This is a genomic window from Advenella sp. S44 (assembly GCF_002810445.1).
Taxonomy (GTDB): Bacteria; Pseudomonadota; Gammaproteobacteria; order Burkholderiales; family Burkholderiaceae_B; genus Advenella.
This window is the reverse complement of record NZ_NEXS01000003.1, coordinates 450,688-463,556: the sequence shown is the minus strand read 5'-3', so window position 1 is coordinate 463,556 and position 12,869 is coordinate 450,688. Positions and strand designations below refer to the sequence as shown.

General features: G+C 52.2%; 12 protein-coding genes. 3 read left to right on the top strand and 9 right to left on the bottom strand.

Translation table 11 applies throughout. The annotated features are described in order from the left end of the window. Nucleotides 1-15 precede the first annotated feature (15 nt). On the top strand, nucleotides 16-999 hold the full coding sequence (locus tag CAP48_RS06135) for a tripartite tricarboxylate transporter substrate binding protein (protein ID WP_100695128.1): 984 nt from the start codon (nucleotides 16-18) through the stop codon (nucleotides 997-999). 24 nt (nucleotides 1,000-1,023) lie between these two features. Next, complete coding sequence (locus CAP48_RS06130; RefSeq protein ID WP_100695127.1) at nucleotides 1,024-1,875, top strand: TauD/TfdA family dioxygenase; 852 nt, start codon at nucleotides 1,024-1,026, stop codon at nucleotides 1,873-1,875. A gap of 158 nt (nucleotides 1,876-2,033) precedes the next feature. On the opposite strand, the gene CAP48_RS06125 is transcribed toward CAP48_RS06130, so the two are convergent. From CAP48_RS06125 to CAP48_RS06105, 5 genes are all read right to left on the bottom strand, one after another. Next, nucleotides 2,034-3,413 (bottom strand): four-carbon acid sugar kinase family protein, encoded by a 1,380-nt coding sequence (locus tag CAP48_RS06125; protein ID WP_100695126.1) that lies wholly within the window; start codon nucleotides 3,411-3,413, stop codon nucleotides 2,034-2,036. Continuing rightward, a complete protein-coding gene (locus CAP48_RS06120; RefSeq protein WP_100695125.1) occupies nucleotides 3,410-4,684 on the bottom strand; it encodes a ribulose-bisphosphate carboxylase large subunit family protein in 1,275 nt (424 codons plus the stop codon). Before CAP48_RS06120 ends, CAP48_RS06125 begins: the two co-directional genes overlap by 4 nt. Further along, nucleotides 4,681-5,220, bottom strand: a complete 540-nt coding sequence (locus CAP48_RS06115; protein WP_100695124.1) for a VOC family protein — start codon at nucleotides 5,218-5,220, stop codon at nucleotides 4,681-4,683. Before CAP48_RS06115 ends, CAP48_RS06120 begins: the two co-directional genes overlap by 4 nt. Nucleotides 5,221-5,292: 72 nt before the next feature. Continuing rightward, nucleotides 5,293-7,155: a TRAP transporter large permease subunit gene (locus tag CAP48_RS06110; RefSeq protein ID WP_242444434.1), complete on the bottom strand. Its 1,863-nt coding sequence runs from the start codon at nucleotides 7,153-7,155 to the stop codon at nucleotides 5,293-5,295. 38 nt (nucleotides 7,156-7,193) lie between these two features. Then, nucleotides 7,194-8,213, bottom strand: a complete 1,020-nt coding sequence (locus tag CAP48_RS06105) for a TRAP transporter substrate-binding protein (protein WP_100695122.1) — start codon at nucleotides 8,211-8,213, stop codon at nucleotides 7,194-7,196. A 95-nt stretch (nucleotides 8,214-8,308) separates the two neighbouring features. Between CAP48_RS06105 and CAP48_RS06100 the strand changes: the two genes are divergently transcribed. Beyond that, a complete protein-coding gene (locus tag CAP48_RS06100) occupies nucleotides 8,309-9,373 on the top strand; it encodes a LacI family DNA-binding transcriptional regulator (protein WP_100695121.1) in 1,065 nt (354 codons plus the stop codon). Nucleotides 9,374-9,530: 157 nt separating this feature from the next. Here the strand turns inward: CAP48_RS06100 and CAP48_RS06095 are convergent, their stop codons facing one another. From CAP48_RS06095 to CAP48_RS06080, 4 genes are all read right to left on the bottom strand, one after another. Continuing rightward, nucleotides 9,531-10,106, bottom strand: coding sequence for a carboxymuconolactone decarboxylase family protein (locus CAP48_RS06095; RefSeq protein WP_100695120.1), 576 nt, complete (start codon nucleotides 10,104-10,106; stop codon nucleotides 9,531-9,533). Nucleotides 10,107-10,269: 163 nt separating this feature from the next. Then, entirely contained in the window at nucleotides 10,270-10,833 is a 564-nt protein-coding gene (locus tag CAP48_RS06090) for a FumA C-terminus/TtdB family hydratase beta subunit (protein WP_100695119.1), read from the bottom strand. Nucleotides 10,834-10,846: 13 nt separating this feature from the next. Then, nucleotides 10,847-11,689 (bottom strand): fumarate hydratase, encoded by an 843-nt coding sequence (locus CAP48_RS06085; RefSeq protein WP_100695118.1) that lies wholly within the window; start codon nucleotides 11,687-11,689, stop codon nucleotides 10,847-10,849. A 12-nt stretch (nucleotides 11,690-11,701) separates the two neighbouring features. Continuing rightward, nucleotides 11,702-12,865 (bottom strand): enolase C-terminal domain-like protein, encoded by a 1,164-nt coding sequence (locus tag CAP48_RS06080; protein WP_100695117.1) that lies wholly within the window; start codon nucleotides 12,863-12,865, stop codon nucleotides 11,702-11,704. Nucleotides 12,866-12,869 lie beyond the last annotated feature (4 nt).

Here is a 12,869-nt window from a genome sequence, read left to right as displayed (position 1 = left end):
TAGAGGAGACAACTCATGACTAACACAAAATTAGCCATTCGGCGTAAAGTCCTGCGATACACACTGAGTTTATGCGGATTATTTGCGTTTGCACAGGGCTGGGCGCAAGCCGAGGAATCATCACAGCCGTTACAGATCATTGTGCCTTTCGCTCCGGGCGGCAGTAACGACATTGTAGGCCGCGCAGTAGCGAATTTACTCACTGCTCGCCTTCATCGCAGCGTCATCATAGAAAACAAACCAGGAGCAGGAGGCACGATCGGGTCGGAAAAAGCCGCCAGAGCCGCGCCTAACGGCAATACGCTTTTACTAATCTCCTCCACATTCACTATGAATCCGTCTGTCATGAAACTGAACTACGATCCAGTCGATTCATTTGTTCCAGTCGCAATGTTAGGACAGGGCCCAAGCGTCATTGCAGTCAACGCATCTCTGCCTGTCAACTCGATCAAGGAGCTTATTTCCTACACGAAGGAAAACCCCGGAAAGGTAAATTTTGGCTCTTCAGGTGTAGCGAGCTTTCAACATTTTGCTATCGAGTTGTTCAAGCTAAAAACGGGCGCGGACTTGACCGTCGTCCAGTACAGGGGTGGTGCTCCTGCTCTTGTCGATCTGGCCTCGGGAAACGTGCAGGTCGCCTTAGGCAGTTTGATTCAGATGCAGCCGTACATAAACTCTGGAAAAGTGAAAATACTGTCTATCGCAGGACCGGAGCGAGTTGCACTGATTCCAGATATTCCGACACTTAAAGAAGAAGGAATTGACGTCGATGCGAGCAACTGGTGGGGCATCATGGCTCCGAAAGGAACGCCCAGCAAAGTGGTCCAGTCACTCCACGAAAACATCAATGCAGTGCTTTCCGATAGCAAACTGAAAGACAGTTTGGCAAGTGAAGGAGCGCAAATACAGGGTAGCAGTCGCGAGGATTTCACAAAAAAAATCACTGCTGAAACGGACAGATGGGCAACGGTTGCCAGACAAACAGGACTTAGCCGTTAAGGCCATTACACAGGAGACATAGTCATGAATTTACAAGTTTCACCTATCAATAACGTCTTTGGTGCAGAAATCTCGAATATTGATCTGACCAGGCCCGTGAACGATGCGATAAAAAAGGAACTGAACGACCTCTTTGTTGAACACGCCGTGCTGGTCTTTCGAGACCAGCATCTGACTCCTCCACAATTTATTGAGGCAGGCAGAATATTTGGTCAGCTCATGGATCAACAGCTAAAGAAGTTTGTCCTCCCCGACTATCCCCTGGTCGGATGTAATTCGACACGGGATCTCCCAAGAAAAAATGGAAAACTGCAGGTACGAGGTGAAAATTATCATACCGATCATTCAAATTATCTGGCACCTCCAATGGCAACGAGTCTCGTCGCAGTTGAAATACCTTCATATGGTGGTGATACACAGTTCGTTGATGTAAGAAAAGCCTATGACGATCTTTCCGACGATATGAAAGAGAAAATATCCCGATTATTTTCCAAACATGTATATGAAAGCAGCAGGAGCCCGCGCAGCTTTGCCAAACTCACGCCGGAAGAGTATGCTGCGATCCCGAATGTCATACAACCGATCGTTATCAGGCATCCTATAAGCGCGCGTCCAGCCCTATACCTGAATACCGGCCGTATGGAAGGGATCGAAGGTATGGATCCCGAAGAAGGGTTTGCACTTATTGAGCAGCTTTATGCACACGCGACCCAATCCAAATATGAATATCGTCATCAGTGGCGTGCAGGTGATCTTGTTATTTGGGACAATCGCAGTGTGATGCATCAGGCAAATGCCGATTATGACCCTGAAGAATATCGATATCTATATAGAATTATGCTACAAGGTGAAAAGCTCGAACCTGCGTTCAATTGACACCCTGTCCCGTAACATATATATCGGTACTCAATAAGCGGCATCTTAAGATGCCGCTTATTTTGAACACAACCTTCAATCCTGCCTTTGTGAATGAGAAACAAGTCAGTTTTTCAACTTTTAATAGTCTCACAATAAATTATTCCGGTTGTTTGCAACTATTCTTGTGCTGTATCAGAATACCGGCACTGCCGAAATTTATCGAAAATATCCTCGCTGCCCATCTGCCCGCCCTTTAACATGACAGTCAAGCCGTGTAGTGCAGGGTTGTCGCTATGCATCGAGCAAACGGTCACTCCGGGCGACAGTACGGTTGAATAAGACAATGCCCACACACCCAGGTGCGCGATCGCCTGGCTTGAGGTATCTCCACCTGCAATGCCAAGCTGACCCATGCGTATACCCCGTTCGGCCGACAATTGCAGCGTCAAATGTACAAACCGGGCCGTCGCCGTGGCCAGGTCCCCCGATTTTATTGCGCAGTCGCGCCCGTTTTTCTGGTCAACGTAGGCCAGCACATTACGGTTAGCATTCAGCTCATCGCAAATACGTTGACATTGCTCAGTCCGGTAAACAGCGTCATTCAACAGCGAGCGTGCCTTCAACGGCAGCTTCACATATCCGCTGGCAGCCTGAACCTGCGCGGCGGTAACCGGAGACAGGCTTGCCGCCAGCACGAAGGTCGGGCCGGTTTGTACCGGACGTTGCGGGTCGCCCATCACGCGCTCTGGAGCGCGATGGAAGCTTTCGCCGATGTTTTCTGCTGCCACCACCGCCTGCAGCACCACACTTGAGCCAACAACCAATGCTGTGCTATGGTCATTGACGATACGCAGGATCTGTCGCCCCACGCTTGCGAGTTGCCTACTATCAGAAACGTCGAAAAGTACGCCTGTGTTCATTTTGCCGTTGGCGTTGGCGCTACGGTAGCTCTGAACGGATCGATCCACTTGCGCATCAAGGAGGGCCGGGTGCTGTTGATATGCCGTATAAGGAATATTAGTAACATCTGCCATTGCCTGCGATTGCAGATGCAATCTCAGGTCGGCTTCATGCATCGGTGTCACCGGATGACACTGCATCGTGGGATGCCTGTCAATACGATACACCTGACCCGACTCGCCGGCAGCGGCAAATAGATTGCCGAAACAGCAGTAACGGCCAATATCGGGCTGTCCACCAACAAACAGGGCAAACGGCGCTCCCACATAATCGCCCAGGATCCTGACTGCGGCCGCAAGATTACCGGTATGCGCCGCACTGTCAAAAGTGGAACAACATTTGTAATGCAGCACCGGCACATGCTGGTCCCGGAAGAAGTTGCCGATTTGGGGTAGATAGTCCTGCATTTGTTGGGGGTCCATGCCACGAGCTGTACCGGCTATACCAATTGCATCCAGCGGACCGACACGCGCCAGTTGCGCGTCGGTGGGCACGTCCAGAAACAGGATGCTACGCAGGTTTGCGCGCGCCGCAACGGCAAGCGTATCGGTTGCCCCGGTAAAATCATCACCATACCAGCCGAACTTCAGACTCATGATTGCTTGTCGCCAAAGAATGCCAGTGCAGCTTTAAGTTCGGGCATATTACGAGCGAATTGCTCCAGCGCTATCCCTTCCTGCTGTGCAGCCCAGGCCTGGCGCAAGCTAATCACACCGGCCGTCGGCCCCATTGGATGGGCCAGGATGCCTCCGCCCGACATGAACAACAGGTCCTGGCTTTGGACCGATTGCCAGGTCACCGGCACCGTACCGGCCCATTGTCCCGAGGAGAACACCGGCAACACCCGGTCATCGACCGTGTCAGACATGCGCGTCAGGGAGTCGGATGCTGCGGCTATCACCTCGCTATCTGACTGTGAGAATTTTCCCTGCAAGCCATGCACATGCATATGGTCCACCCCCGCCAGCCGCCACAACGTTTGATACGGTTGATATGCCATACCCAGCATGGGGTGCCGCGAGAGTGCTCCAAAACCGTTACGATGTCCATGAATCGCCAGCGACGTGCTGTTTCTTAAACTCTGGATTGCCGAGAACCCACAATAATTGAGGCTGGCCATTATGCAGGTCCCTTCCTGCTGCTCGACCAGCTCGGCGTGACGCCGCATACTATCCAAATCATCGCTGATATTGAATGCCATCATCACCTTTTTTCCGGTGCGCTGGGCATGTTCACGGATGACCGCCATCACTGCGGGCACACGCTGGGCAAGCGGAGCATGGTCCGGATTGGCACACACCTCGTCGTCCTTGATAAAGTCAACGCCGGCCTCGCAAAGGGTTTTGACCAGCGCGGCGGTTTGCGCCGCACTCATGCCGACATTGGGCTTTATGATAGTGCCAACCATGACGCCGTCAGTCACGCCAATACTGGACCGTGTGCCTTCAACGCCCAGGCATGGCAAGGCAAAACGCATCCGGAACGAAGGGGGTAATGTGAGCGATTCCAGACGCAGACCGGTGACTTCACCCAGATCGAACAGATTACCCGAGACCGTCGCAGCTAATGTCGCCAGGTTTGCGCCAAAATTGGCTATCGGAAATGAAATATCAATTTGTGCCCGCCGCCATGGGCCGCCAATATTCTTGCGCTCAAGCCAGGCATTAGGCAGGCTGGGCGCATTGCCCGCCGGCAACTCATGAATGGCAGTTACTGTAGCACGGGTTCTGCTGCGCAATTCGTCGGTCTCGCCAGCAACCCGAGTAAACGTACCGCTAGATTGCTCACCCGCCATGATTTGAGCCACTTGGGCCGGCTCGAACGGCGTTTCCACCACATAACGCGCGTGTACTTCGGTCTCGCTCATAATGTATCCAGGTCCGGAAACGGTCTAATGGCCTGTTGCCCGTTCCAGTTTTCCGAGGTAGCGCGAATCAGATCAAACAGGCGTCCTTTGGGCCCCGCCACTTCGGACAGCTCGATCACTGTACCCGGATGATATTCCGTATCGAAATAGATGAACCTGCCCTGCTCGCCGACCTCGCCGCTCATGCGCGGCTTGAAGCCCTGATTGAGCAACCGTTCAAGATCAGCATCATAGTGTTCTGTCCAATAGGCGACATGCTGCAAGCCCGTTCGGCCCGCCTGCCGGAAATCCCGGTACATCGAGGGCACATCGTTGCGCGTCTGTATCAGTTCGACCTGCACGAAACCGGAGTTGGCCAGCGCCACTGAATTATGTGGCTCGTAATTCTGACCATCATATTGATAATTTCTGATCGGTACCCTGGGGTTGTAATACCAGGGGCCGACGCCCAGCGTGTTACTCCAGTAGGCCATTGCCTCTTCGATATCGTCGACGACATATCCCAGTTGGCGTATTTCGCCAAAGAATGTACTCATATTGTGTTCCAGCTATTTGAGAAAAATGATGCCTGCAGCAACAGGTATCATGAACCTGTAGGAGAATCGGAATTATTTGATAAAACCAATAGATATCCAGGGCACGAACGTGACGATCATCAGTCCCACGAACAGCGCAACAATATAGCCCCAGATATATCGCATGCCCTCGGATTGATTGACTTTGCCAATGGCGCAAGCGCCGTAATAACCCACGCCAAATGGTGGCGCGAACAGTCCGATACCCATTGCAAAGATAACAACGATTGAATAATGCACATCGTGAATATCCAGGGCGCGCGCAACAGGGAACAACAAGGGGCCGAACAGGACGATGGCCGGAATGCCCTCCAGAATGCTTCCCAGTATGATGAATGCAAACACCGAGATAATCAGAAATCCATAGCCGCCTCCGGGCACGTCCGCCATCAGCGCTGCCAGGTCACTGGAAAATCCCGATTGGGTGAGCGCCCAGGCCATGGCCGTGGCGCAACCAATAATCAGCATGATGGCGCCAGAGAGCGTGGCCGTTTCTACCAGAATAGGTGTCACACGCTTCCAGTCAAACTGCCGATAGACCAGCAGGCCCAGCATGATCGAATAGACCACGCCAATGGTCGATACCTCGGTCGCTGTCGCAATACCTTCCACCACCGCAGCGCGTATCACAAACGGCAAGGAGATGGCTGGCAAGGCAATTAGCAGAAAGCGGAAAATGTCACGCTTGGGCACTTTGGCGACCTTTGTCAGGTCTTCGCCACGGTAGCGCCAGCCGACAACCACGCACAGGCACAACCCCAGAACAACGGCTGGCAATATACCCCCGGTAAAAAGCGCTGCGATAGATACGCCGGTGACCGAGCCGATAGTGATCAGCACGATAGATGGAGGAATCGTTTCGGTCTGCGCCCCTGTGGCCGATAGCAATGCCACGAGTTCACCTTTTTTGGCGCCCCGTTTTTCCATCTCGGGAAACAGCACCGGCGTAATAGCAGCCATATCCGCAATCTTGGAACCCGAAATGCCGGACACCAGGTACATAGCGCCAATCAATACATAAGAGAGTCCGCCGCGAACATGCCCCAGGCAACTGGCAAGGAACTGGATCATGGCGCGCGCCATACCAGTCATCTCAATAAGCGCCCCCAGAAAGATAAAGAGCGGCACAGCCAGCAGTATCAGATGGGACATGCCTTCATTCAACCGCCCTACCATTACCACAATTGGCGTTTGGGTAGTGAGAGTCAGGTATCCGAACGTGGCCAGCGCAAACGAAAATGCAATCGGGACACCGGAAAAAACGCAAGCGGCCACCACAAACACAAAGAAAATCACTAGATTGAATTTACCAAGCTCCATGAGCAGGGGGTGGGCTGCCCAGAATATGACCATCAACGTCAACGTCACGCCGGCGCTGATCAACATTTGCCTGCGATCTGTGCTGATGACCATGCGGAACACCGAAGTCAGAATCATGAGTGCAATACCTGCCGGCAATGCCGCAGCATGCCATGCATTACTGATTTCCAGTGCTGGCGTCACAATATAGGATTCTTCGTAGGCATACTCAAATGCCGGATAAAGAAACAGCAGCAGAAAAGCCAGCGAGGCAGAGTAAGCAAACCCTTCGAGCAACAGCCGCTGCCTGGGCGAGACACGATCAATGAAGGCTGTCATTCGCATGTGTTGTCCGCGTCGCAGCGCGATTACAGCGCCCAGCATGGACAACCACAGAAACAGGATTGATGCCAGTTCATCGGTCCACACCAGCGGCACATGCAGTATGTATCTTGCGGCAACACCTGAAAACAGAATCACAACTTCTAGAATGATCAAGGCAACTGCGACCAGCTCAACGCAGCGGCCCAGTGCCTTGTCTGCGGCAAGCACAAGCCTGCCAGTACCGGACGCGGTTGTTGCAGCCGGCGTTTGCATCGCCATGGCAGGCTCGGTCATTATTACGTTTTCCATCACTAAACCAGTTTCCCTACCGAGGTTTCCAGCGCTGCCCAGGCCTCATCACCAAAGCGGCGCTTCCACTCTTGATAGAAACCTGCATTACGCAAGGCTTCCCGGAACGTTTCAGGGCCAGGCGCATTAAAGGCAAGCCCCTTCGCTTGCAATTCAGTCTGGACTGATTCATTCAGCTTTTTGATGTCTTCGCGCTGGCGCATACCCGCGCCATTGATACCATCGGCAACAATCGCTTTCAGATCGTCGGGCAAACGATCCCATGCCGCGCCATTGGCAATAAACCAGAAACCATCCCAAATGTGATTGGTCTGAGAGCAGTATTTTTGCACTTCATACAGCTTTGCCACCTGGATAATCGGCAAAGGGTTTTCCTGAGCATCCACGATTTTGGTCTGCAGGGACGAATACACTTCACTGAACTGAAGGCTGGTTGGTGCCGCGCCCAGCCCTTTGAACATGGAAATCGACAGTGGGCTGACCGGCACCCGGATTTTCAGATCTTCCAGATCAGATGCCTGCTCTATCGGCCCCTTGCTACTGGTCATTTGGCGAAAGCCGTTGTCCCACATTTTGTCAAAGGCATACAGACGGATCTTGCGAATCGACGCCCTCACATGCGCACCCAACTCGCCGTCCATTGCTTTCCACACCTGATCATAATCACTGAATGCAAAGCCCAGCGCATTAATGGCGGCCACTGGCACCAGCGTGGCAATCACAAGTGAAGACGGCGTAAAGAACTGGATTCCACCCGAGCGCACTTGCGACAGCATATCTGTGTCACCGCCCAGCTGGTTGTTAGGGAAAATGGCAATATCGACTCGTCCGCCGGATTTTTCCCGGATTTCATCGGCAGCTTCCTTGGCACGAATGTTCAGTGGATGAGACAGCGGCAGGTTATTGCCATACTTATAGGAAAATTCGGCAGCGCGTGCCACTTGGGGTAACGCACCGACGACGCCCGCCAGCGGCATGGCAGAGAGAGTGCGCAGCATGCTGCGGCGGGAATACTTCTGCATATTTGTCTCCAGACAAAAAAAATGATGTTTTTTGATTTTATTATTTTTATAACCGCAACGATATAGTGTTAACATACTAGAGTCAATTAAATTAAATGATGGTTTTTGATGTAATGATGGAATCTGAGAAAGCCTCCGGCAAAGCCAATATCATTGATATCGCTAAACTGGCCAATGTGTCCACGGCGACGGTAGACCGCGTCCTGAACCGGCGACCGGGTGTACGCGAAGCCACTGCCCAACGGGTCCTGAAAGCTGCCGCCGAGCTGTCCTATCTGCCCGAACATGATCTTTATGCGGCGCTCACACCCAATGCCATGCGTATTTCGTTTGTGCTACCCAAAGGCACCAATCGCTTTGTCAGGATGTTGGGCGACACCGTCACCTACTCCCAGGACAGTTGGGCTCCCTACAACGTCAAATGCAGAGTCGAATATGTGGAAGGTTTCAATCCCGAGTTACTGGCCACAAGCCTGAGACGACAGGCAGAACGCGCCGATGGCGTTGCCTGCATGGCAATCGAGCATCCGCTGGTGCGCGATGCTGTCGAGGAACTTGTCGATAAGGGCAAGCATGTAATAACGCTGATCACCGATATTTCCAACACCCGTCGCGCCGCGTATGTTGGACTGGACAATCGTGCTGCCGGCCGTACGGCAGCGTACCTGATTGCCCGCTTCATCGGCGCGCGCCCAGCTAAAGTTGCCATGATTGCCGGTAGTCTGAGCTATCGCGCTCACGAAGAGCGGGAAATGGGCTTTCTGTATATGTTCAAGGAACTGTTTCCCACTGTTGAAGTGGCTGGGTTGCGCGAAGGGCTGGACAGTGCCGAAGAAAACTACCGCCTGACCCGACAATTGCTGGAACAATCACCGGACCTTGCCGGCATCTACAATATTGGTGGCGCATCCGACGGCGTGGCAAGAGCACTCAAGGAAGCAGGACTGGCGCATAAAATTGTGTTTATCGGGCATGGACTTACCCCCGACACCCGCGCCTTGCTGATCGACGGCACCATGGACGCGGTCATTACTCAGAATCCACAGTCATCAACCATGAACTGCATCCGGATCTTTGCAAACTTGCGCGATCGACGGCCGGTCATGAGCGGAATCGATTCGGTTCAAAGCCAAATCATTTTCCGGGAAAATCTGCCCTGACCTCACGGTAGGACACAAGCTGCGCCGGCCAGACGATCTATTTAATGCGCCTGTCTTGTAACCAGTGCATCTGTATACATTGCATGTGTATCTATTGCATGTGTATCTATTGCGCTTGTAATCCATCACGCCTGCAATCGCATACCACGCAACAACGCTATACTGCAGGCATTGCCGGCAGCGGCTGCGCCGTGGAAGCCGGAACCGGCGTTCTGGCTACATTCATGACCATGGAAAGCAACGAATAGTAGCCATTGATTCCGACAAGGTCCATCACGCCCTGTTCGCCGAAAAGCGCCAAAGCGCGATCGTAAGTGTGATCGCTGACCGACTGATTGCAAAAAAGCTCTGTTGAAAACGCATAAAGTGCTGCCTCGTCTTCTGGCAGACCTTCAGGTTGCCGGCCCTGGCGGATGGCCTCAATCGTTTGTTCAGCCACCCCTTCGCGCAGCGCAATCGGCGCATGAATTGCCCATTCGACCTGCTGCGACCACCGCCTTGATGTAATCAGAATGGCCAACTCAGACAGCCGCTGTCCCAGCGCACTGCGATACCGCAAGTACTCTCCCATACGACTGGCATGAGCCATGAGCTCGGGGCTGCGCATCAAGGGCACGAAAGGCGACAAAAGCGCACCGCGCGGGCCATTGATAATTTCTTGCGCGTACTGCTTCTGTTCGGCACTCCAGGTTTCTGGCGGCAAAGGGGGAAATCGATCGGAAAAGTGGTTCATGATGACTCTAAAGTTTAAATAAAGGAAGTTGAAAAAGCACAGTCTTTGCAAATGTACCAATTTCACTATCCCAGCAACAGCGCAATCGCCAGTTGTTCTACTTAATCGTATGAAACAGTATGCCGCAAAAGGAGCGTTTTCGACTTTTTGATAACGTCTTTTTTCAGGCGTTAAGCAGCTTGCGATATTTTTGCACTTCCTGCTCGTAAAGGTCACCGCCGCAGGTATCGTTGGTCACCAGAAGGGGAAAGTTTTCTATTTCCAGTCGCTGAATCGCTTCGGTCTTAAGATCTTCATACGCAACCACATCTGCTTTCCTGATACAGGCAAACAGAGTTGCAGAAATGCCGCCAATGGCCGAGAACGACACGGCGTTAAAATCAATGCAGGCTTGGCGAATCTCCTTTGAACGATTTCCTTTTCCGATAGCGGCTTTAACCCCATATTCGAATAACTTCGGCGTATAGGGGTCCATTCGGTAAGACGACGTTGGCGCCACCACACCGATGACATGGTCGGGTTTGGTCGGCCCAGGCCCACCGTAAAAAACCACCTGCCCCTTCAGATTTACCGGCAGCAATTTTCCCTGATCAAGCAGCGTAATAAGCCGCTTATGCGCAGCATCACGCGCCATGTAGATTACCCCGCTCAGATATACTTCATCGCCTACCCTGAGCTGGCTGATCTGGTCATCGGAAATGGGCATTGTCAGGTAATAGGTTTTCATGACATATCTCTCTTCAAATAACGGCGGTTTTGCGACGTGAGGCATGACACTGTATATTGACAGCAACGGGCAGCGCCGTAATATGACAGGCATACGTTTCCACAGCGACCCACAATGCAGTATTCGAACCCCCGTAACCTTGCGGACCGATTCCTGTTCTGTTTATTTCAGCCAGCAACTCTGACTCCAGCTGTGCGATATGCGGCAGCTCACTATGTACGCCAATGTCTCGCAAAATGGCTTTCTTGGCAATTTCTGTTACCTTATCAAAACTTCCTCCCAGTCCGACCCCAACAGTCAATGGCGGGCAGGCACTTCCTCCGGCTTTGATAATTGCCTGAAGAACAAAGTCTTTAACACCCTGAACACCTTCGCCTGGCAGCAAAAATTTCATCGTGCTCCAGTTCTCACTTCCCCCTCCCTTGGGCAAAACCGTCAAGCGAATCTGTTCGCCCGGGACAATTTCCGTATGCAGAACGGCAGGTGTATTGTCATTCGTATTCGTTCTTGTTAACGGGTCGCCGACAACGGACTTACGCATAAATCCCTCGGCATAGCCTTTTCTGACCCCGCTCTGCAGCGCGTCGTTGAAATTACAGCCTGTAATATGAACATCCTGTCCCACTTCCGCATAGACAATGGTCAAGCCCGTATCATGGCAATAAGAAACATTGTTCTCTCTGGCAATGCGGTCGTTCTCGATTAGTTTGATTAATACCTGTTTTCCCAACGGGGACACTTCAGTTTCCGCTGCACGATGAAAACTACTCACCAAGTTTTCCGGCAAATGATGGCAGGCATCAATACACAATTGTGCAACCGTATTCGTTATCAGTTCAGTGTTAATTTCACGCATTTTTTCTCAATCCTATCCAATCATATTTGCAAAAAGCGAAATGAGCTCCGGCTTGCATTCGAACCCAAAGCCGGGCGCATCCGGGACGTTGACCATTCCATCGACTACTTGCGTTGTATTGCCGTAACCGCCCATAGGCTGGAATATGCCCGGATATACCTCGGAGCCTCCCAAACCAAAACCCGCGACCACTTGCAAGGCCATCAACTGGCCGCCATGAGGAAAACAGAATTTTCGGCTGAAGCCACGACGCTCTATTTCATTTAGCATGCGCGCATATTCTGTGATGCCATACGCCAATCCCGAATCCATCTGGAAAACATCATGATTGCGACGCATTCCGCCATACAATGCAAGGTTTTTCACATCCTGGTGCGAGAACAGATTCTCGCCTGTCGCTATCGGCCCCTCATATTCGCTTGCGATAGTTGCATTCAGTTCAAAGTCCAGGGGATCACCGACTTCTTCGAACCAACGCAACTGATAGGGCTGAATGCCCTGGGCATACGCTCTTGCGGCGGCAAGGTCAAACCGGCCATTGGCGTCCACTGCCAGATTTTTCCCCGCTCCTGCGACGGTCAGAGCTGCCTCAATCCGGCGCGTGTCCTCCTGTAGGCTGGCGCCGCCGATTTTCATTTTGTACATCGTAAAGCCGCTGTCCTGGTAGGATCGAAGTTCGTCCTTGAGTTTTCGGCTACCCTCGCCTTCATAATAGTAGCCACCAGCAGCGTACACAAATACACGACCCCCATCATGGTCCAATCGGTACCGCTGCCGGATCAACTGGCTCACCGGACAATCCTGCAGTTTTCCATTCAGATCCCAAATAGCCAGCTCCAATGCGCTGGCGGCTGCAGCACGATCCCCGTGTCCTCCTGGCTTTTCATTACGCAGCGCGCAAGCCAACACTTTTTCCGCACAGATCATTCCGTTCTCGTCCAATAATGCGTCAGCCGGCTCCTGCGCTACTCTGGGAATCATCCGCCTATTTATAATGCCGCTTTGCGCATATCTGCCAATAGAGTTGAAAGATAAGCCGACTACCGGCTTGTTATTGCGTATCTGATCAGTCACGACAGCCACAAGCGACACGGTATGCTCAGAGAAATTGACCAGTGCATTTGAAATATTACTTTTCAGATGCACGGGACGTTCGATAATGCGGGTTATTTTCATTTGC